15 protein-coding genes are annotated in these 23,194 nt (G+C 35.6%); 7 read left to right on the top strand and 8 right to left on the bottom strand.

All coding sequences use genetic code 11. The features are described from left to right. Nucleotides 1–386: 386 nt before the first annotated feature. From HNS40_RS16400 to HNS40_RS16390, 3 genes are all read right to left on the bottom strand, one after another. Entirely contained in the window at nucleotides 387–875 is a 489-nt protein-coding gene (locus HNS40_RS16400; RefSeq protein ID WP_253916401.1) for a YkgJ family cysteine cluster protein, read from the bottom strand. A gap of 5 nt (nucleotides 876–880) precedes the next feature. Then, nucleotides 881–1,750, bottom strand: coding sequence for a TerB family tellurite resistance protein (locus tag HNS40_RS16395; protein ID WP_172282826.1), 870 nt, complete (start codon nucleotides 1,748–1,750; stop codon nucleotides 881–883). Nucleotides 1,751–1,874: 124 nt separating this feature from the next. Further along, nucleotides 1,875–9,686: a T9SS-dependent choice-of-anchor J family protein gene (locus HNS40_RS16390; RefSeq protein WP_172282824.1), complete on the bottom strand. Its 7,812-nt coding sequence runs from the start codon at nucleotides 9,684–9,686 to the stop codon at nucleotides 1,875–1,877. Between the two features lie 444 nt (nucleotides 9,687–10,130). Between HNS40_RS16390 and HNS40_RS16385 the strand changes: the two genes are divergently transcribed. Further along, entirely contained in the window at nucleotides 10,131–11,045 is a 915-nt protein-coding gene (locus tag HNS40_RS16385; protein ID WP_172282822.1) for a DMT family transporter, read from the top strand. Here the strand turns inward: HNS40_RS16385 and HNS40_RS16380 are convergent, their stop codons facing one another. Both HNS40_RS16380 and HNS40_RS16375 read right to left on the bottom strand, forming a co-directional pair. Then, the gene (locus tag HNS40_RS16380) at nucleotides 11,046–12,287 is read right to left on the bottom strand and encodes a M23 family metallopeptidase (protein ID WP_172282819.1); all 1,242 of its coding nucleotides are present in this window, start codon (nucleotides 12,285–12,287) and stop codon (nucleotides 11,046–11,048) included. Nucleotides 12,288–12,397: 110 nt separating this feature from the next. Next, nucleotides 12,398–12,982 (bottom strand): DUF4136 domain-containing protein, encoded by a 585-nt coding sequence (locus tag HNS40_RS16375; RefSeq protein ID WP_172282817.1) that lies wholly within the window; start codon nucleotides 12,980–12,982, stop codon nucleotides 12,398–12,400. Between the two features lie 204 nt (nucleotides 12,983–13,186). Between HNS40_RS16375 and HNS40_RS16370 the strand changes: the two genes are divergently transcribed. The 3 genes from HNS40_RS16370 to HNS40_RS16360 all read left to right on the top strand — a co-directional run bounded on the left by HNS40_RS16370 (nucleotide 13,187) and on the right by HNS40_RS16360 (nucleotide 17,624). Further along, nucleotides 13,187–15,652, top strand: a complete 2,466-nt coding sequence (locus tag HNS40_RS16370; RefSeq protein WP_172282814.1) for an SNF2-related protein — start codon at nucleotides 13,187–13,189, stop codon at nucleotides 15,650–15,652. An 81-nt stretch (nucleotides 15,653–15,733) separates the two neighbouring features. Beyond that, nucleotides 15,734–17,023, top strand: a complete 1,290-nt coding sequence (gene tyrS, locus HNS40_RS16365) for a tyrosine--tRNA ligase (RefSeq protein ID WP_172282812.1) — start codon at nucleotides 15,734–15,736, stop codon at nucleotides 17,021–17,023. A 97-nt stretch (nucleotides 17,024–17,120) separates the two neighbouring features. After that, nucleotides 17,121–17,624, top strand: coding sequence for a YqiA/YcfP family alpha/beta fold hydrolase (locus tag HNS40_RS16360; protein ID WP_172282810.1), 504 nt, complete (start codon nucleotides 17,121–17,123; stop codon nucleotides 17,622–17,624). 228 nt (nucleotides 17,625–17,852) lie between these two features. Here HNS40_RS16360 and HNS40_RS16355 read toward each other — a convergent pair whose 3' ends face one another. The 3 genes from HNS40_RS16355 to HNS40_RS16345 form a co-directional block, all read right to left on the bottom strand. Continuing rightward, nucleotides 17,853–18,314 carry a GAF domain-containing protein gene (locus HNS40_RS16355; protein ID WP_172282808.1) on the bottom strand — a complete coding sequence of 154 codons (462 nt, stop codon included), beginning with the start codon at nucleotides 18,312–18,314 and terminating at the stop codon, nucleotides 17,853–17,855. A gap of 46 nt (nucleotides 18,315–18,360) precedes the next feature. After that, the gene (locus tag HNS40_RS16350; protein WP_172282806.1) at nucleotides 18,361–19,080 is read right to left on the bottom strand and encodes a hypothetical protein; all 720 of its coding nucleotides are present in this window, start codon (nucleotides 19,078–19,080) and stop codon (nucleotides 18,361–18,363) included. A gap of 112 nt (nucleotides 19,081–19,192) precedes the next feature. Beyond that, on the bottom strand, nucleotides 19,193–20,746 hold the full coding sequence (locus HNS40_RS16345; RefSeq protein WP_172282804.1) for an aldehyde dehydrogenase family protein: 1,554 nt from the start codon (nucleotides 20,744–20,746) through the stop codon (nucleotides 19,193–19,195). A 249-nt stretch (nucleotides 20,747–20,995) separates the two neighbouring features. Here HNS40_RS16345 and HNS40_RS16340 point away from each other — a divergent pair, with 249 nt between their 5' ends. Genes HNS40_RS16340 through HNS40_RS16330 form a run of 3 tightly spaced genes read left to right on the top strand, consistent with a single transcriptional unit; the run spans nucleotide 20,996 to nucleotide 23,184 of the window. Next, nucleotides 20,996–21,745 carry an ABC transporter ATP-binding protein gene (locus HNS40_RS16340; protein WP_172282830.1) on the top strand — a complete coding sequence of 250 codons (750 nt, stop codon included), beginning with the start codon at nucleotides 20,996–20,998 and terminating at the stop codon, nucleotides 21,743–21,745. Nucleotides 21,746–21,763: 18 nt separating this feature from the next. After that, on the top strand, nucleotides 21,764–21,943 hold the full coding sequence (locus HNS40_RS16335; RefSeq protein ID WP_172282802.1) for a hypothetical protein: 180 nt from the start codon (nucleotides 21,764–21,766) through the stop codon (nucleotides 21,941–21,943). Between the two features lie 11 nt (nucleotides 21,944–21,954). Further along, nucleotides 21,955–23,184 carry an ABC transporter permease gene (locus HNS40_RS16330; RefSeq protein ID WP_172282800.1) on the top strand — a complete coding sequence of 410 codons (1,230 nt, stop codon included), beginning with the start codon at nucleotides 21,955–21,957 and terminating at the stop codon, nucleotides 23,182–23,184. Nucleotides 23,185–23,194: the final 10 nt, after the last annotated feature.

The raw sequence follows: 23,194 nt of genomic DNA, 5'->3' as shown, positions 1-23,194 counted from the left end.
TGTAAAACTCTTTTACCTCAAAATAATCTAAGATAAATGCGGGTAAAAACTCTTGTAATATTGTTAATTCCAAAACTTAATTTTTGTCAGCTAAGATAAGGATTCCCCATAGTTTTTAATGTGACCCAATCTTTTCCCTGACTATTGATAGGTTCGGGTGAAATCAGGGGGAATTAAACTATAATAATCCTTACTGATTAGTAACAAATATAATAACAATTACTACCATGTTAAACTAAGTAAATCTGTCAATAAATCACATTCCAAATGATTAGAATATCACATTGATTTAACTGATTTCATGCCAAGGTTGAGGCTTTCAAATTAACAAAACTAAATACAATGTAAAAGATAATTTTAAATAGAACCATCCTTCTCTAAAATATTTATTTCTTATCCATATAGTTTTCTTTTAATCCAGTAAATACATTTGAAACGGCAGGACAAATCAAGGTATTCTTAACACTAAGATTGAGCAATTGATAAAACTTTTGTCGGTCCGTATGAGGGTATTCAGCACAAGCTTTGGGGCGAACACTATAAATATCGCAATAATTATCAGGTCCTAAAAAAGGACAAGGCTGTGTTTTAAACACATAATCCCCTTCATGATCGAGATACAAATATTCCTCAACTAAGTTACTGGGCTTTTTCCTCAGGTGCTTTGCAATACGCTGTATATCTTTATCAGTAACCATAGGGCTAATAGACTTACAACAATTAGCACAATCCAAACAATCTATTTCTTCAAAAGCATCAAAATGCAAATCAGAAGTGATACTATCTAAATCCTTTGGTTTTCTCTTGATTAAATTTTGAGCTAGCTTTTTATTGGATTTTAAATGCTCTGCCGCAAATTGTTTATGCCTAACCAAATCCATTAATTCATCCCTCTCTGCTTTTTAATTTCAGAATAGGCTGAATTTAACATTTGGAATTTATCTTCAGCTGCTTTTTGCACATCCGCTCCTAAATGACTGACTTTATCAGGGTGATACTTTACCGCCATTTTTTTATAGGCTTTCTTTACTTCCTCATCGCTTGCTGTTGACTCTACTTCTAGCACCTTATAGGCACTTCCAGTGTCTTTAACAAACATAGCCTTAACAGATGCGTAATCGGCATTAGAGATACGCATAAAGCTTGCAATAGAAGAAATAGTGTCCACTTCAGACTTATCTACCTGTCCATCAGATAAAGCAATACCAAATAAATAATGCAGAAGTTGCAGACGGCTAGAATAATCCATATAACGACCAATCTGAACACTGACCTCTTGAAGATTGATATCCTTCTTTAATAGCTCACGAAGAACCAACATTTGCTGACTGGATTGCTCTTCACCAAAATTGGTAGTAAAGAACCTACGAACATAATCCAACTCCGATTTTTTAACAGTTCCATCTGCTTTCATAACGGCGGCAGATAATACCAAAAGACTCATACTAAAATCACCACTACGAGTAGGTCCACCTTCTTGATAGGGATGGTTTTGACCACTAGAACTACTTCCCGCGTCAAACATGTTTCCGAACATAAAGCCAATGAGACCACCTATGGGACCACCTACTGCCCAACCAAGGCCACCTCCAACCCACTTACCATAACTAGAACCACCACTTTTAGTACGTGGAGATTTATCCTTATCTTGAAATGAATTTTGCTTTTTCGACTGATTACCATTACTAAAGCTTCCAGAGAAATAGAAGAAAGCAATGGCAACAATAATTAAAATAAGTATTACTGACATAGAATTAAAATTTTCACAAAATTAATATAAAGATAGAATTGTAGATTTAAAAATGCTTAAAATTTGAGTACAAAAAAAAGGCTTGCCAAATGGCAAGCCTTTTTGAGTAATATATCTATTCAGATTATTCTGAAATAACGATTCTTACTTTTTCAACACCAGTAGCAGTTTCAACTTCTACAAAGTAAACACCAGAACTATAAGAGCTAGTAGCTATAGTATGACTAGTTACTTCTACATCTTGAATGTAGCTAATAACTTGACCCATATAGTTAGTAACCTTAATAGTAAGGATATCACTAGAAGCTTCAACAGTTACATAATCTTTAGCAGGGTTAGGATAAACAGAGATAATATTCTCTAAATTACCAACACCAACGCCAGGAGTAACACAAGCCTCGTTAGAAGCATCAGACTCACCACAGAATTCGTAGTTAGCTGTTACAGTATAACAAACTTCGTAAGAAGATCCAATGTCATCAGAATAACCAGTAGTTGGCCAGTTTTCTTCAATCATAGTACCATCACGGTAGATATTATATCCTAAGAAACCTCTAGAAGAAGCTCCGAAGTCAAATTTCTCACCTACGTAATTAGGATCAGCTGGAATCATAGCAACACCAGTTTGTCCATTAGAAGTATACTCTGTATAGTCATTAGTGTTAACGTTACCTAAAGCAACTGATTTACCAGCTGAATTAGTTACGAAACCTCTAAGCATCCATGATTGACCACCGATACCATATTGACTTTCAATTGAAGTCCAAGCAGCACCATTATAAGCGAAGAAATCATAAACACCAGATAATGAAACAGAAGCAGGGCTTGTAGGCTCATTTGCAGTTCCACCAGGTCTTTCAACGTAGAAACCAATCCAAAGGTCTTCAGAATTATCAAAAGCAACAGCATCGTCTAATTCAATCTCGTTCCAACCTTCAGATAAAGTACCTGTAACATCTTGTGAGTAAAGAACATTCATACCGTCACCAGACATAACTCTAGCTTCAGTTAAATAATCCCCAACACTAGCGCCTTGGAATACAGAAATCTTAGTTACATAACCAGGAGCATATTCTTCTAGCATATCAGGAGTGAATTTAATACCCCAAATTAGGCTATAATCAGAAGCTTCAGCACCAATACCAGTATACTGCATTACATCAGTGTCATAATATAACCACTCAGACTGAGGATCAATAGAACCCCAAGTTAAAGTAGCAGTATATCCATCACCTAATAAGTCTTGAGCAACTAAGTTAGTTGGAGCTACACAGTCTTCTTCAACTGTAGCATCATCACACATTTCACCTTCACAAGATTCCCATGTATGTAGACCATCATCTTCTGTATAAACAGTAGCAGCACAGTATTCGTAAATACCTGGCTCTAAGTCCATATCAACATAGAATGTATCAGCAGCAGGAACGAAAGCGATGAATTCAGCATCTCTATAGATGTTTGTTCCTATTGCAACAGCATCAGAATTAACACTCTTCACATCAATTGCTTGATAAGGAGCATCAATAGCAGGAGCATGAACAGAGTTCAAGTTACGTCCACCAACTGAAGCAATAATACCAGTTTGAGGTTGAGCCATCTTAGATGGAGCACCATAGAAGAAGTTATCAAATAATACAGCAGCACCATTATTGAAGTTATCAGCAACATGCTCGTTAATTGCAACATAGAACTCATCACCTGAGTCTAATAATCCCATATCAACTAAGTCATATGTGTATAACTGCCATCCTAATAAAGAAGTGAATGTCATTTCTTCAACTACTATTGTAAAGTCAGCAACATCAGTTCCTGTAGTAGAGATTAAAATGTCAACATTCTCTAAATAAGAATCAGCATAAGGAACATCCATATAGAAAGCTAATTCGTAACCGTCATAAGCTTCTAACATTGGACTAATTAACCATTGGTCATTAGAACTAGCACCACCTTGTTGCCAAGAAGCATAAGCCATTTGGGCTCCACCTTCTGGACAAGCCACAGCTTCGCCACCATTCCAACCTGGAAGAGGAGTAGTTCCAGCAGCAATTGCTTCGAAACCAGTACCACCGTCAGGGTTAGCTTTCATCCAACCTGCAGGAGGGAATGCACCTTCGAACTCTTCGTAATAGTCAGCTGGACCGCTACCAGAACCGCCACCAATACTTGACCAATTAACAAGAACGTCGTTACTATTTGGAACACCATCAGCATTGAAATAGTTATAAGCAGGGAAACTATCACATGGTAAATAAGTCCAAGTGTAAGCAGCCTTTTCAGAGATACCTGTTGTGTATGCAGCAGCAACCTCAGCTAAGTATGTTGTACCAGAAACTAATTCTTCAGCTTCAACATTACCATACTGATACATTGTTACATCAGTGTTATTAGTGTTAGCACCATCATGATATACTAAGTATTCAACGATAGCTTTAGTTGATTTACCAGTTACGTTAGTAACTACGAAATTATCAACAGCCCAATACCAATCCCAACCTGGAGCTACATAATGGAAACGTACTCTGAATTCAGCGTTAGCATGCTCGGTAACGTCAATCATAACGTGGTCTGGAGCACCCCAAGCACCTAAATCTTCAGCTTGGTGTAATACTAGTACCCACTCAGAACCATTATAAACCTCAACATCAGCAAGTTCTTGAGCTGAAAGGTTATTATAATATTGGTCAAACTCAATAAATAATTCACCAGCAGTTGAAGCATCAATTACAGGAGAAATTAACATTTCATCCATTGTTGAACCAGGTCCAGCACCATCAGAATCAACGAAAGCAAATGGAGTTCCATCTAAATCATTTCCGTTATAGCTAGCTGTCCAAACCCAAGAATCAGATGTAGAACCACCAACAACAACTTCCCATGCATCAAAAGAAGAAGCATCATCGAAAGTCTCAACGAAAGGCATAAATTCAACCTCGTCTAAACCAGTCCAAGTAGCTAAACCTGTAGGAGTAACATATAAGTTACTAGGAACGGCTAACTCTTCAACTAATTCCCATACGAAATTGGTAGTATCATGAATAACAACATCTTCTAAAGCTATAGTTGTGAAACCAAGTTTAGTAACAGTGATATCATAAGTACCTCTACGGAAACCATCGATAGTTTTTAAACCTGAACTAGGAACATTAGCAGTAACATCTTCTAGTTCTTCAACTGTACTAGTGAAAAGAACACTACAAGTAGGAGCATCACCAGAAGAAGTAGTCACTGTCATATTAACTTGAGTTAACATGTCTTTATCCCAACATTCTATAGAGAATGCAGGCTCAGAAGTAACATTATTAGTATAAACAGCTTCAACTGCCCAACTGTAAATACCCCAATCAGCGGTACCCCAAGCGTTGTCAGTAAATTGTGTATCTAAAGTATAACCTAAGAATTCAGCACCTGTTAAGTCTTCACTTCCACAAGCTGTACGATATACATTATATCCCATTAATTCTTTAGCATTCTTAATTGAATTAGGAGTTCTATCTGCATAGAAGTTTTTCAATGCTTCATCAGAAATAGGCATTAATTCAGTTGCTGTATTTCTAGTAGCAGGATAGTTCTTATAAGAACCTTCGCTTAAGTCTACATTACCAATTGCAACTTCTTTACCAGTTTCTGTAGTAGCATAACCTCTTAACATCCAGCTTAACTGAATACCATAAGCAGCTTCCATTGTACCCCAAGCTTCACCATTATAAGAATATAAATCCATAAGGTCAGACTCGAAGCTAATTGGATCACTAATTGGCTCATTATAAGTATCAGCAGGACGTTCAACATACATTGCTATCCATAATGGAGCAGTGTTATCAAAGTCAACAGCTTGATCAAGACTAATAGTAGTCCAACCAGTAAGGTCTAATTCACCAGTTACATCTTGAGTATAAAGAACAGTTTCACCATTCTCACCAGAAAGGATTCTAACTTCAGTTAAGTTATCACCAACATAACCAGTAGTTTCAGCTTGAGCTACTTCTACTTTAGTTACGAATGCTGAACCTAATGCAGCTAAATTTTCTGGCATCACTTTGATAGCCCAAGTAAGGTTATAATCACCTGTAGCAGCACCAAGACCACCATAAACCATATTGTCAGCATCATATGTGAACCACTGCTCAGCAGCTTGCTCACCCCATGTTACTTCAACTTTATTATCAGATAATTCTTCAGCATGTACGTTAGATACAGGATAAGCAAATTCATTCATAGCGAAATCCTTAACTACAGGAGCGCCATAAGCAATTACGATATCCATTTGTGTATCATCATCGTTATATCCATTAGCTACAACTAAATAGTCATAAGTTCCAATAACAACATTTCCAGCATAAGTACCATCTTCGATAGTAGTAAATACAGTTGAATGATCATCGTTAGAAATTGTAACAGTTGCACCTTCGATAGGTAACATAGTGATAGCGTCATATACTAAACCACTAACAGTTCCAAAGATATCTTCAGGAACAACTACATCAGTAGCACAGTTAGCAGTACAAGAAGTCCACTTATGAGTACCACCATCTAATGAATAAACAACCTCAGTACAATAAGTATATGTACCTGGATCAACATTAGCATCTAAGAATTCAGATGCATCAACAGCTACAAAAGCAAGCATTTCACCATTACGGTAAATGTTTGTTCCTAATACTTCGAAATCTGTAGCATTAATAGTTGCAACTGCATCTAACGCATCCCATACAACCATATTATTAGCCGTACCTTCAACATAAGAAGCCATCATACCGTCATTACCTGGGAAAGAATCACAAGGTAAATAAGTCCAAGTATAATTGATTTTTGGAGACCAACCTGTTTCATATTTATTAGCAACTTCAGCTAAATAAGTTTCACCAGAAACCAAGACATTATTTGGGTTATCCCCATATTGATACATTGGCTCCATTACTCCATCAGCAGCAAAGTTACCATCATGCCATACCGTATAATTTAAGAATTCTTTACCAGCAACAGCCATTCCAGAAATCTTAACATTATCTACAGCCCAATAAAATTCATCATCAGCAACATAATGGAATCTAACAGCTAAATCAGCATTTGCATATGAAGTGATATCAATCATTTCATGAGCTGGACTAGTCCAAGAACCAGCATCAGCAGTTTCACCATAAATAGCAACTTGAATCCAATTTGCACCATCAAAAACCTCAACAGTTCCTGATTCAGGACCATTATAACGGTTATAATAATGATCAAATTCTAAGCTTAAGATAGCAGCAGCACTAGCATCCACAGCAGCAGAAGTTAATACTTCGTCAGCAGCAAAACCGCCAGTAGAGCCACTCCAAGAGAATACAAATGCAAATGGACTTCCATCAATAGAACTTGTTCCATATGATTCAACACCTGCCCAAGTATATTCAGCTTCAGTTCCGTTATGAGTAATTGTCCAATCTTCAGAAATACCATCGTCAAAACTCTCGTTCATTAGAGTTACATCTACTAATGCATTAGGATCAACCCAAGTTGCATAACCTAGCGGAGTAACATATAAAGCAGCAGGAGATTCAATAATTTCGATAAGCTCATAGAATAATGCTGTATCGTTATTAATAACGAAAGATTCTCTAATAGTATCAAATTTATCTAAACCTACAGTGATTTCATATAAGTCACCTCTACGTACTGGGAAAGCAGTAGCTAAACCATCGTCTCCAAGAGGTAATTCTGGACCAAATTCTTCTTCAGTTACTGTATTGAACAATGAAATTGTAGTTCCAGCAGGAGAATCATCAGAGTTAGTTGTAACAGTGAAGTCAACTACGATATCCATATCTTTAGCTAAACATACAGAATGTTTAACAGCAGAGTTTTGGTTTGTGTAAAGAACTTCAACACCATATTTATACTCACCCCATACAAGGCCACCCCAGTTGTTGTCGATAAATTGTGTACCATTAATTACATTTCCTAAGAATTCTTGGTTTCCACCATCACAATCAAAACGATATATATTATAAGATAAGATTCCTTTACTTGGCATAACCCAAGAAACTAAAACATCTTCTTCGTTAGCTTGAATAACAGCTGTTACTGAAGTAGGAGCATAAGGATACTCGTCTAATTCGAAGTTATTTGTAACAGTTACATCATAAGCAACGACAACATCATCCATAGAGGCGTTAGAATAACCATCAGCTTCAACAGTAATGTCATAAGTATCTTGCATAACCATACCTTCATATGCACCTACAGCATCAGATGTGAAAACATAAGTTTCACCAGTAGCTGAAGTACTTGCAAAAGTTACAGTAGCACCACTAATAGGTTGACCTGTAGTTAATAACTTAGTAACAACACCATTAACATATCCAGCACCGTTAATCATAACATTTACAGCAGTAGAATGCTCAGATTCACCTTCGTCATAAACTGCAGTTACAGTATAATCATATCCAGTAGTCATATTAAATGGAACATCCATGTCAACATACATTGCTGTAGTTAAAGGATCTGCATTTAACTGAACACCATCACGGAAGATGTTATAACTTAAGAAAACTTTAGAATCTAAAGCATCCCAAGTAATAGTTACATCATTAGTATCAGCAACAACAGCAGTAACACCTTGTGGAATAGAAATTGAAGTTGTGAAACCCCAAACGTCAGCCACAGTAGCAACACCTTGAGTATTTCTCAAGTTAACTTGCCAGAAATACTGAGTATTGTTATCTAAACTACCAACATTATAAGAAGTAGCAACTGGAGCCCAGTCCATAACAACCACTGTTGGAGGATACTCTGTTCCAAATAATACTTGATATTCATCAGCATACATATCAACTTCCCAAGTTAAAGTTACATTAGATGGGTCAACACCTGGAGGTACTGGACCAGCATCTACTGGAGAAGGGTTGAAAGCAATAGCAGGAACTGGCATTGGCACAGAACCGAACATCACATCAAAATCAGTATTACAAGAAGCAACTAAATAATAATTACCAGCAAATAACACTTCATCAACGATAGCTGCACCGTCTACGATAGAATTATCTGTCATAGGACCACCTGTTAAACCAAAGTCAGCAGCATAGATAGCAAAGTTAGCATCAACGTTAGTTGAAGATACATTTACAACATCATCAGTTGTTAATGTAAAAGCATAAACTGCATCTTTAGTACCATCAACTTTAGAAGAAGCTGGAGTATTATAGTTATCCTTAATATCAGCAACGGCAACCGCGTGTGGGAAAGTGATAGTTGCTGCGTCAAATGGGTCTTCAACTACATCACCAGTATTGGCAACATAAGACTCTACATTAATTCTTGCAGTAAATACACTTTTAGAAGCACCAGTAGTAGCTACATAAATAGCTTCGAAAGCACCAGCAGCATCACCGTCGAACATAAATTCAACCTCAGCAGACTCACCTGGCTCAATGTCCATAGGTAAAGATAAAGCTGTGAATTTAAAAGCATCATCAGCATCATCTAAATCACTACCTTTTAAATTAACACCTAAGTTACCAGAACTTACTAATTCAACAGTAGATCCTTCTTGCCATGCACCAACAGCCCACTCATCAAGAGCAAGTACATCAGGATTCAAAGCAAGAGCTGAATAAGCCATAAGCTCACCAGCAACAATGTCTTCATCATCCTTAGAGATGAGAACATCACCATAAGCATTAATGATTTCATAGCTATTTTCAGACTGATAAGATCCACCACCATCATACATAGCAGTGATTTCAGAGCCTTCCATTACAGAAAAAACAAACTCTGCTTCATCACCATCTTCGATGGTAGCATCAGTAACAACGGCAACACCGTCGACATAAACAGTTAAAGAGTTGCCATTCCAGCCATCCCCCCAACTATCATACAAAGCAACTTTCCAATCACTCTGAGCAAACATAGAAGTACCAATAAGCATAAAACTCACTAGCATCAGCCACGTTTTCATTTTTGTAAAATTTTTCATAGAATTAAAAAAATTTAGTTAATAAATATAAAAGAATTGTTTAATTATTCAATTTAAAAATTGGTATTCATAATAATATTCCTATTTGATACAGTTAGTAAAACACTGTAAATCAAATATTTATAGGTTTAGTTCATAGGCTTATCATATTAAATTCACAATTGAGTACGTTATAAGTTTTTTAAAGTTGCATAAATAAGGGCGTAAAAATAGGTATTTCTTTTCACCTATCACACCTATTAACACATTTTTATTAGACAATAGCGCCACCAAAATGGTTGCGTCAGATTGCATAATTAATTAATTATTTTCAAAATTAATGGGCTAACTATTCTAAATAACTCATATACAGAACCTTAAGCACTCACCAAATACTTCGCTAAAATGTGAAAAATATTCTAGATTTGCAAACACATTTAATAATTTATGAAAACTTCATTAAACCCTCTAGCTATACTGATTTTCCTAGCCTTAACACTAATTTGGGGAAGTTCTTTTATCCTCATTAAAAAAGGCCTAATGGTTTTCGATCCTTACCAGCTCGGTAGCCTAAGAATAATCATTACTTTTTTAGCCCTTCTTCCATTTTCTATTCGGTATTTGCGTATGGTAAAAAAGAAAGAGTGGCTAGTCCTTGCTGTTTCAGGTAGTCTTGGCAGCTTTTTTCCCGCCTATTTATTTGCATTGGCTCAACAAGGCGTAAATAGCTCAACGGCTGGGATACTGAATTCATTAACCCCGTTATTTACCCTTAGCATTGGCGTACTTTTCTTCTCATTTAAAGCCAGGTGGTGGAACTATTTTGGAATCATAATAACGTTTATTGGCACTTATGGTCTTTTAACTGTATCAGGAGGACAAGATATTAGCTTTAATGCCAAATATGGTAGCTTAATCATTATTGCCTCATTATTCTATGGAATACAAGTGAATATTATCAAATACCTCTTGAGCCATATACCATCGATTAATTTGGTTGCCATACAATTCTTTATTATTGGATTTCCAGCGCTCATTGTTTTATTTTTCTTTACTAACTTTACTCAAATCGCTTCTTTTGAGCCTGATTTTCTAGAAGGTTTATTATACGTGGGCATCCTCTCATTGGTAGCTACAGCATTGGCATTAATATTATTTTACAGGCTGGTGAAACTAGTAGACCCTGTTTTTTCATCAAGTGTCACCTACTTTATTCCAGCAATAGCAACACTTTGGGGGATTATCGATGGTGAAAAGATAGGCAGCACCTATTTTATATTCGTCACTATCATTTTACTCGGTGTATTCTTAATTAACAATAGAGAATTAAAAATCGTAAAAAGATTTCAAGCCAACAAATAACTATTGTAGGATATCCAATAAGTTTTCTTGCTTAATATAAATTTGCAAAGAGTCCACCAATGTCTGATACTCAACTCTATTAGTAGAATCTACTGGCTTTGCTGGAGTCGATTTCATTTTCAAAGGATTAATTGCAAGGCCATTTCTATAAACGCGAAAATCAAGGTGTGGTCCGGTAGCTAGACCTGTAGCTCCAACATAACCCACTAAATCACCTTGTTTTAATCGCTGACCAACATGAATACCCTTTGCAAAGCCTTTCAAGTGCATATATACTGTAGTATAATTGGCATTGTGCTTTACTTTAATATAATTTCCTCCTCCTCTTTTCTGATAGCCTTTTTTTATAACAGTTCCATCACCAATTGTATAAACTGGAGTTCCACTTGGAGCCGCATAGTCAATCCCATGATGAGGGCGATACTTTTTTAAAACTGGATGAAATCTATTATTACTAAAACCCGAACTAATACGACTGTATCTAAGAGGAGCTTTTAAAAATGTTTTTCTTAGGCTATTTCCCTTTTCATCGAAAAACTCTCCAATGGAATCTTGAACAAAATAATAAGCTTGATAGTCTGTGGAATAATGATTGAAATTAGCGGCATATACATTTCCAATGCCAATAGTATCTTCATCCACAATTAAATGCTCAAAAAGAACATTAAAATGGTCCCCTTTTCTAATTCCAAAAAAATCTACAGTCCAACTGTAAATATCAGAGAGCTCCATGGCCAACTGAGGATTGGCATTTTTCTTTTGCAAGGCTACCCAAAGTGAGGACTCAACAACTCCAGCAACGGTATCTAAAACTCGTCGAACTTCTTTTGCACCCTCCCAAGCCAAAACCGAATCGGCAAATTGAAAAACCACATAATCTACTCGATTTTTCTCATAAATCATATATTCGCATTTGGCAATACTATCATTAGATTTGAGGAGATGATAATTATTCCCTCTTCTAATTTTTTTGACATTAAAAATATCCTTAGAGTTCTCTACTAATTCTAGAATTGAAGAATAAGCAATTCCGTGATCACTTAAAATATCTGAAATATTCTCATTTTTTTTAATCCTAAATGTTTCAATCTCCAACGAATCCACATTTATATTGAAAAACAGATTTTCTTCAAGGGCTACGATATCATTTTCAACATGAAACTCCTCCTGTTGATCGACTTCATTTTTACATGAAACAAAGACTACCACTAAAAGTAGTATAAAAAAATATCTATAATTCATAAATGGATTTTAGTATGGGCCATAACGCAAATTGTTCAAGTTTATTTTTTTTTGAGATAATTCATATGAACAAATCGATGGCTTAAAATAAGGATTAGAAAATAAAAGGCTTATTTTTTGACGGGTTGAATTGGGTATTGAGCCATAATTTCTTTAACGGCTTTTGGAATACCTTTATCTCTTGAAGCGGCATTGTCATCAACAGTTCCTGAACCAACACTTTGCCATATTAATCTCTTTTCTGCTGCAGAGAAAATATCACAAACTAAAGTACCAGTAGTATAATCATACTGATGATAAGATGTAGTAGCAAAGCCACCACCCCATCCGCCATAACCACCATAACCAAAGCCACCATAACCATAGGCTCCACCATAACGGCTGCCATAATAATCGGTATAAGCTGTAGTGGCCGTTTTTTGCTGGGTCACTAAGAATAAAGAAACTTCAACATCACCACCAGTAGCGACATATTTCATACCACGTAATTCAAATTCATGAGCAAAGGCTGCTTCAATTCTTCTTTTATCAAAATCATTAATCAATTCATCACTGTTTTTACTCCATCCCAAATAGGAATAAGTTTTAAACTCTTGGAAATTTACACTACCATCGTATTCGGCAGTAACCTTGATACTACTACAAGAGCTAAAAATAAAAACGATAGCAATCAAACTAAGTAAATAATTCTTCATGGGTATTCAGATTTAATTCATTAATGTAAAGCAAATGTACAATAATATCTTATCTGCCGAAAAATGAGTTCGTCTCAAAATGCAAAGCTTTGTTAATTTTATTTAAAAGACCTCAATAATCATCAATTTTCCACCAAAATTGACAAAACCCTAAGCCTTGTATCTTTTATCTTCTAAATTTGTAAGCCATAAATATGGAATACCATGAACAAAGAACATCACCAGGAATTATTGGCACAATTTATAGAACACTTAGAATATACTGCTTTACAAAATAAGCTATCCTATAGAAAAGGAATGAAAATATATGAGATGGGACAATGTAGACTTATGACATCTAGCACCCATACCTATTCCTTTTCGGTGGAAGATGACTACGAAGACTTTAAAGTAGACATCAAATTTCGCGAGAAGGATATCGACACTCAATGCTCTTGTCACTCCATCAAAAGATGTTCTCATGTATATGCTGCTTCGTTTCAGACCCAACAGGAGATGAGTAGAACATTATTCATCTCTAATGATGATGCCGTTCAATATTCTAGAGATGGGATGATTAAGAGGGTGATTCAGGAAAGAGAAGAGAGAGCTTTAAAAGAAAATTATGAGATGGACTTTGGCGATAATATATTCGGCGAACATCTGCTACGAACAAATCAAAATAAATCATACCATTTGAGTTTTTATGATTTTAAGAAAAGGCTTGGATATTGTTCTTGTCCCGATTACCAAACCAACAAATTGGAGACCTGCAAACATCTAATATATGCTTTCAAAGAGTTCTCCAACCATCACGATATCAGTCAGCTTCCTCAACAAACTTATCCCTTTCTTGAAATATTTAGACATCCATTGAATGATTATCAAATTGCTTGGTTTTATCCACATCAACCTGAGCAAAAAGCTCAAAGCATTCTTGATAAATATTTTAACGAAAAACAGCTATTTAAAAAAGACAAGCTACACCTTCTTCATCACTTTTTGGAGGACATTCAAGACATTAAATCTGTCAATATACGTCCAGAAGTTAAAAGTTATATTTCAAATTATTTTGAGTCTAAATCACTCAGTGAATTATACTCCAACAAAGAAATCCCAGGAAGCCTTCTCAAAAAACCTATATTTGAATACCAGAAGCAAGGAATTCTATTTATCGCTTCAAGAAAAGGGAGCATTCTTGCCGATGAAATTGGACTGGGGAAGACAGCTCAAGCGCTAGGAGCTGCGCTCCTTAAAATAAAATACTCGGGGTTATTAGACATAACCATTCTAGCTCCAAGACACCTTCACCCGCACTGGGAGAAAGAAATGAAAAAATGGATACCTGATGACAAACTTATTTACTTTAACTTAACCTGTTTTGAGAATATTTCACAACATAACAATTGTGACTTTTTAATTATTGATGAAGCGCAAAAAATTGATGATTATGAATCTGGAATCCTTTCCCAAATACACAGGATAGAATACAAACATATCTTACTCATCACAGATAGTAAATTCGAAATTAGCCTGATGAAGTATTATGCCATGTCAGCATTTATCGACAAGTATTTACTTACACCCCTTTGGGAATTATCCTATAAGCATTGCTTATTCGACAGCAGTGACAATAGTAAAATATTGGCCTATCACAACTTAGAAATTATAGCCAAAAAACTAGAGGGAGTATATTTAAGAAGAGAGAAGTCAGAAATACTCAATCAGTTTCCAAAGGCAGACCTAGTAAGAATACCAGTTGATTTGGATAATGAGCTTAAACTAACACAAAGCAACCTTAGTAAAAGGCTTTTAAAATGGGTGAAGCAAGACAGAATCAACCATTACGATTTACTACAATTCAAAAACAATTTTAAACAACTATTAAGTCTAAGCCAGACCACTCGAAACACGGAATCTTCCAATATCGACTATCCAAAACCTAATGAATTTAGACATTTCATTTCTCATAAGCTAAATCTAAATCCAGAGGAAAAAGTGATTATATACGCCTCCTCAAAAACTATACAACATCAGATTCAGAGAATTCTATTGGAAGAACGAAAATCGGCGATAGTATTAGAGGCAGATTCAAACATAAATCCTGATGAATTTCAATTTTTAATCTGTTCAGACCAGTCAGAAATAAAATTACCTGAGGCAGATCATTTCATATATTATCACCTTCCCATACAAAATGGATTTCTACAAGAAAGAATTAAAATACAAACAGAAAACCAAGTAGGCATAGACAAAAGTCGTTTTTACATATTTGAGACTGTATCGAGTTTAGAATCTATCATTTTTCAATGGGAAAACAGCAAACCCTTATTTCTTAAACAGCTCTTGAGTTTTATCACAGAAAAAGATAACCACCATGAATTAAGTCTAAGACTTAAAGAAGAATTAGCTCATGAATTTAAAAATCTTATCCTTAAAGAAGAAGACATAGCGGACCTTTCAATTCAAACCAATCTTTTTGGTGAAAAGTTGAACAAAAAGAGTGCAGTTCAATTAAAACATACAGATAGCAGAAAACATCTAGGTCTAAATGATTTCTTTAATCATATCAGAAAAATCTATCCTGTTTTGGAGAAATTAACTGATGATGAAAAAGACATTATTTTCAATGGGAAAATGAGTTTAAAAGCAGACAAAAATGAAATCATCATTCACCTCAAAAAATCCTAATCAGAATTTCACAAAAAGCACTCTTCTCAAGCATGAAAAAAAACTATATTTGCATCTTGTTTTTTAAAAAAATATGATCGAATGAATTTTGTAGAAGAGTTGACTTGGAGAGGGATGATACACGACATCATGCCCGGAACAGATGAACAAATGGAAAAAGAAATGATTTCTGCTTACGTGGGTATTGATCCAACAGCAGATTCATTACATATTGGCCATTTAGTAGGCGTAATGATGTTGAAACATTTACAAATAGCAGGTCATAAGCCTTTAGCTTTAGTAGGTGGAGCCACAGGTATGATTGGTGATCCAAGTGGGAAATCTGAGGAAAGAAATTTGTTGAACGAGGAAGAATTGCGACATAATGAGGAATGTATTAAAAAGCAACTAAGTAAATTCTTAGACTTTGAAAGCGATATCGTTAATAAAGCCGAAATGGTGAATAATTACGATTGGATGAAAGATTTCAGCTTCTTAGATTTCATCCGCGACATTGGCAAGCATATAACCGTCAACTATATGATGGCTAAAGATTCTGTAAAGAAAAGAATTGGAGCAGACAGTAAAACCGGGATGTCATTTACTGAATTCACTTACCAATTGGTTCAAGGATACGATTTCCTCCATTTATACCAAGAGAAAAACTGTAAATTACAAATGGGTGGTGCCGACCAATGGGGAAACATTACAACGGGAACAGAAATGATTCGTCGTAAAGCCTCTGGAAAAGCATTTGCATTAACTTGTCCGCTGATCACCAAAGCTGATGGTGGAAAATTTGGAAAAACGGAAAGTGGAAACATTTGGTTAGATGCCGAAAGAACTACTCCCTATGCTTTTTATCAATTCTGGTTGAATACTTCTGATGCCGATGCTGAAAAATATATTAAGATCTTTACCTTATTTGGTAAAGAAGAGATTGAAACTTTAATAGCTCGCCATAGTCAAGAACCTCATTTAAGAGAATTACAAAAAACATTAGCCGAAGACATTACTGTTAGAGTTCATGGTCAATCAGAATTTGAAGCTGCTGTAGAAGCCTCTAAAATTCTTTTCGGGAAAGCCACAACTGATGCTTTAAAGAAATTAGACGAGCGTACTTTCTTGGCTGTTTTTGAAGGAGTACCTATGTTTGAGGTTCCGCAAGCTATATTTACTGACGGAATTGGAATCCTCGATTTCTTAGCAGAAGAAACAAAGGTCTTTAATTCCAAAGGAGAAGCACGCCGTATGTTGAAAGACAATGGAGTAGCCATCAACAAAGAAAAAGTAAAAGATACCTATGAGGTTTCTACTTCCGATCTTTTAAATAATAAATACGTATTGGTTCAAAAAGGGAAGAAGAATTATTTCTTGATTAAGATGGCCTAAGAATCATTTATAGAACATTAAAAACATATTAGAGAAAATGATAGAATAAGGTAGATGTCTTTATTCTATCTTTTTTTTATACCCATATTCAATTGACATGAAAGCACTTTATATACACGGACTTCATAGCAATCCAAATCCCGATAAGATAAAAATTTTAGAGGAGGCTGAATTAGAAATTATCGCTCCATTTATTGATTATGACAAGGAACAAGGTGCCGTTTATGAAAGGATAAAGGCTATCGCGGTAGAAGAACAAGTGGAAGTGTTAATTGGTAGTAGCATGGGAGGATTTATTGGCTTTTGGTTAGCAAAGGATTTGCAATTAGCAGCATTACTCTATAATCCAGCATTATATTTTGTATCTCTACAGCCATTCATTCCAAAACTAAAATCCATGTCAAACCCTCCCCTATTCTTTTGCTTAGGGGAGAAAGATGAAAGGGTAAATCCTAAAGAAGTTAAGAATTACCTAGCCAACATTAATCCAAGTGCTGAAAACATCAAAATCGTTAATGCTTCTTGGCTTGAACATGGAATAGATTTAACTACTTTCAGAAGTATGACCGCTTGGTTTTTAGCAGAAACTAAGAAAGTGTAAATCCGCTTCAAGCAGTAATAATCTCAGGGCAAAATTTTGATTGCTTGGTGGTTCTTTATGCGATAAAACAATCCAAAACTACAGCTTATGTGAACTGTGTTACTGGTCTAAATAAAAGCAATATCACAAAACTCCCAAAGAAGACACAAAACATAAACCCTCTATGTTTTTCTTAGTGGTTTTTGTGACTCCTTCGTGTTACTTTGTACAATAACAAAAATTCATTTATTAAATCCAGCGCAATGCCAATATCTTCTCTAGATATTCTGCATCAACTTCGTCAAAAGAGTTTTTATCGGCACTATCCACATCTAAAACCCCATAGATTTCTCCTTCTTTATTTCTTAAAGGAATCACAACTTCACTATTAGAACGAGAGTCACAGGCAATATGATCTGGGAAATCATGAACATCCTGCACCACCAAAGTCTTTTGCTGATTGATAGCTGCCCAACAAACACCTTTGTCTTTAGCCAATCGCATACAAGCCACTGGACCCTGATAATGGTCTACTAATAATTCACCATCTTTTAACAAATAATAGCCAGTCCAGAAAAAGTAATCCATCTTATTATGAAGCAATGCTATGATGGTCGCTCTTCTAGAAGGTTCATGCTCACAGGTGGCCATCAATTTCTCTATTTGTGAAAAAAGCCGCTGATAGCGGCCTTCTTTTTTCTTTTTATCCATTGGACAAATATATTATTTTTGGATTTTCAAATCAGAAAATATTCTGTTAAAAATGGAAACTGAAAGTAAGTTGACCTATTGGACCTATCTTAGTTTCAAAACCACCCTGTCGAGTCTTTTGTTCAGTATCATTTAAACTATTCTTATTCACATTTTTAGTGGCATACCCCTCTAATAATATATGATATTCAGTAGAAACAGAAAACATTGGGCTTATAAAATACTTGAACCCTAGAAATGGCTTCACACCATAAGTAAAAGTACCTTGTGTATTTTCAACAGTATAATCGGAACCTTCATAATTGGCATATCGGTATGATTCTGTGGCGATAGCTTCAATAGAAATAGTGGCATCTAATCCATAAAAGATTTGAGTTCTACCCAAATTACTATGCCATTCGTATCCAGCAGAAATTCTTTCTTTATGAGAGGCAAACTTCGAATCATCTTTATAATCATCACTACCATCTTGAATTTGATATTTCTGTGCTCTTGTTGCAATATTAACTTTTATTCTTATAGCGCCCTTTGTAAAATGGTGCTTATAACCTAAGCCCAAAGTTGGCCCATAGCTAATCTGAGGAAAATAATACTCAGAACTCATGTCATACAAATACAGATCAGTAAAAAGATTGTTTTTGGCAAAAATGTCATCAATTTGAACATTGAATTCATTTTTCTTTTGGAAATAATTGGTTTCTTGTGCTGATATATTCAAATTAAAAAACATAAGAGCAATTAGAGATAATAAAATTGTTTTTTTCATGTGTTTGTTTTTAAATACTAATTGATAATTTTTACAAATATATCAAAATACTAGTATATAAAAAAGCGTCCAAAGATTCCACTTTGGACGCTAATATTATTATTGAAGCAGATTAAATATCGAACTTAATACCCTGAGCTAAAGGCAAACTAGAACCATAATTAACACTATTGGTTTGGCGACGCATATATACCTTCCAAGCGTCAGAGCCTGACTCACGTCCTCCTCCCGTATCCTTTTCTCCACCAAAAGCACCACCAATTTCAGCACCTGATGTTCCAAGGTTTACATTGGCAATGCCACAATCGGAACCAGCAACAGAAAGGAATGTTTCTGCTTCGCGCATATCTAATGTAAAACATGCAGAAGACAAACCTTGTGGCACATCGTTCTGTATAGCTATTGCATTATGAATATCGCCAGAGTATTTGATAAAATACACAATTGGTGCAAAAGTCTCATCTTGAACAATTTCATAATGGTTCTCAGCTTCAGCAATACAAGGCATCACATAGTTTCCGCTTTCGAAACCAGGTCCTTCTAAAACTTCACCACCAAAGATTACTTTACCACCTTCTTTCTCTACTTGTTCCACTGCATTTCTGAATAGCTCAACTGAACCATTGTCAATCAGTGGTCCAATCAAATGACTTTCATCAAGAGGATCCCCAATCTTTGGTTTTAATCCTTCATAAGCATGGACAAATTTCTCTTTAACCTCCTCATAAATATCTTCGTGAATAATCACTCTCCGTGTTGAGGTACAACGCTGTCCAGCTGTACCAACAGTTCCAAATACAGTAGACATAATGGCCATCTGCAAATCAGCATTTGGTGTGATAATTACTGCATTATTCCCACCTAATTCGAGAATGGTTTTCCCTAGTCTTTTGCCTACAATTCCTCCTACTCTCTTACCAACAGCAGTTGAACCAGTAATCGACATCAAGGCAACTCTTTTATCAGCAATGAAATTGTCTCCCATAACTGAAGATTTTGCCACTACCAAATTGAATACCCCTTCTGGGACATTATTATCAATTAAAACTTGTTTAATAATATGCTGAGTGGCTAAAGCTGTGATTGGAGTTTTAGAGCTTGGTTTCCAGATGACCACATCACCAGCAATGGCTGCTAAAGCAGAGTTCCATGCCCAAACAGCAACGGGGAAATTATAAGAAGTAACAATTCCCACAATTCCCAATGGATGATATTGCTCAGACAAACGGTGATTTGGTCTTTCAGATTGTAAGTTAATACCATTCATCAATCTCGCTTGACCTACCGCAAAATCACAGATATCTATCATTTCCTGAACTTCTCCAAGACCTTCCTGATAGGTTTTTCCCATTTCTAAAGTCACCAGAGCGCCTAAGTCTTCTTTATTTTCTCTTAGGGCAATTCCTATTTTACGAACAATCTCGGCGCGCTCTGGAGCAGGAACCATTCGCCAAACCTTAAAAGCTGATTGTGCTTTTTGCACCACCATTTCGTAATCTTCAATAGTGCCATTCTGAACTTTTGCTATTTCCTTTCCATCAATTGGGGAAACAGAATTACTTATATTACCTACAGTTTCATACCACTGAGCTCCAGTAGAAACACCTTTATTTATTTTTTTGATACCCAAGCTTTTGAGAATGCCTGGAATGCTAATATTTTTCATTTATATATAATTTATTTTTTCGAACGGCAAATGTATACTGATTAGAAAAGATAGTTGGTGAATAAATTCCTAATAGAATGTGAAATAATCGATAGTCTACAAGTTTAAAATGGTCGATAACGAACAGTCCATGTTAGTCCCCGAACATAAAAAATGTTAAAGTAAAGCCTCTTAAAAAGGCAAAGCACTGAGGTCATGTATATTAAGTATAATGGTATGATTATAGATAAAAGAAGAAAAACGAATTTTATGATTTCGCTCAAAAACATCAACAAATCTTATTCTATAGGTTCCAATAAATTACACGTTCTGAAAGGTATTAACCTTGGGATTGAAAAAGGAGAATTGGTGTCCATTATGGGCTCCTCTGGTTCAGGAAAATCTACTATGCTTAACATTCTTGGTATACTCGACAATTATGACATGGGAGAATATTATTTAAATGGCAAGTTGATTCAAAATATGAGCGAAAAAAAAGCAGCACATTATAGAAATGAAATGCTGGGATTCGTGTTTCAATCTTTCAACCTCATCTCTTTTAAAAACGCCATGGAAAACGTTGCACTACCTCTTTATTACCAGAAAGTCAGTCGCAAGAAAAGAAACATCCTAGCTATGGAATATTTGGATAAGATGGGACTTAAAGAATGGGCTTTACACATGCCTAATGAATTATCAGGTGGACAAAAACAAAGATTAGCCATTGCAAGAGCACTAATTGCTCAACCTAAAGTAATTCTAGCCGATGAGCCAACAGGAGCACTTGATACCAATACATCCTATGAAGTGATGAAGATTCTGAAAGAGATAAACGACGATGGTATTACCATTATTTTGGTTACTCATGAAAGTGATATTGCGGCCATGACTAATCGTATCATTCGATTGAAAGATGGAGTGATAGAAAAGAATATTTATAATGGCGACTTAAAAAATTTCAGAACTCAAAACCTGTTGAATGAAAACGAAGTACAGAAAATTCATGAAACTCTCATATAGCATCAAAACAAGTATACCATGAAAACAAAAAGTCCTTTAAACACAAACTCCGTAGATAAAGCTCCCGATACATTAAGTGTATTGAGGGAGCATTATCTGCACATCGCCAAAGCCAGTGCTCAGATGATTAACTCATCAGAGATTAAAAGCTGGATGCAATACCGAAATAAAGTTGATCAGATTTTATTCCAAAACTAAAACCCATCCCTATGTTTGATCTGGATAAATGGCAAGAAATATTTGAAACCATCAAGAAAAATAAGTTAAGAACCATCTTGACTGGTTTTAGTGTGGCTTGGGGTATATTTATGCTGATCATCCTCTTAGGTTCTGGTTATGGCCTCGAAAACGGAGTCAAAAAAGAATTTGAAGGAGATGCTGTAAACTACCTTTCTATTAATGGTGGAGTAACCAGTAAACCATATAAAGGAATGAAACCTGGTCGATTTATCCAGTTTAAAAACGAAGATCACGACATCTTGGCGGGCTTGAGTAATGTAGACATGTCAGCGAGCAGAACAAGACTTTGGAGAATAAGCACCATCAATTACAAACAACAATACGGCACCTTCGATGTTTTCGCTATTTCTCCAGACTATAAATATGTAGAAGATTTAACTATGATATCTGGTAGATTTTTAAACAAAAACGACCAAGATAAAACTAGAAAAGTAGCTTCTTTAGGAAGAATTGTATATGAGGAGCTCTTCAAAGGAGAACCAGCTATAGATAAATACATCAATATTGGAGGAGTGCCATTTAAAGTAATAGGAGTATTCAACGATCCGGGTTCCGATCGTGATTTACAGCGAATCTACATTCCAACCAGTACAGGTCAACGGGTATTTGGAATGGGTGAAAGAGTGAATTCTATCCAACTGATGCTTGGAGATGCTAGCGTTGAAGAAAGCTACCAAACCGTAAGTGAAATAAAGTCCTCCATGTCGGATAAATTCAAATTCGACCCCAGTGATACTCGAGCACTTTTCATTTTTAATAGTATTGAGAATTATCAGCAATTTATGAATCTATTTGCCAGTATTAGAATTTTCATCTGGTTTATTGGCATAGGAACCATTATAGCTGGAATAGTAGGCGTGAGTAATATCATGATGATTGTAGTAAAAGAAAGAACCAAAGAAATTGGAGTAAGAAAAGCTTTAGGCGCGACACCTTGGTCTATCGTAAGTTTAATTCTTCAAGAGTCAATCATGATTACCGCTTTTGCAGGATATGTAGGACTGGTGTTGGGAGTCGGATTATTAGAGCTCATCTCTGGAAGTTTCTCTGGAGATAGTTATTTTGCCAATCCTGAGATAAATATAAATGTAGCATTAGGCGCTACCATCATACTCATTATTGCTGGGGCTTTAGCTGGATTTGTTCCTGCACGAAAAGCTGCTTCCGTTAAACCTGTTATTGCACTTAGAGACGAATAAGAAAGAAAAG

Source organism: Lentimicrobium sp. S6, from assembly GCF_013166635.1.
Lineage (GTDB): Bacteria > Bacteroidota > Bacteroidia > Bacteroidales > UBA12170 > UBA12170.
This window is presented reverse-complemented; position numbering and strand designations above follow the sequence as displayed.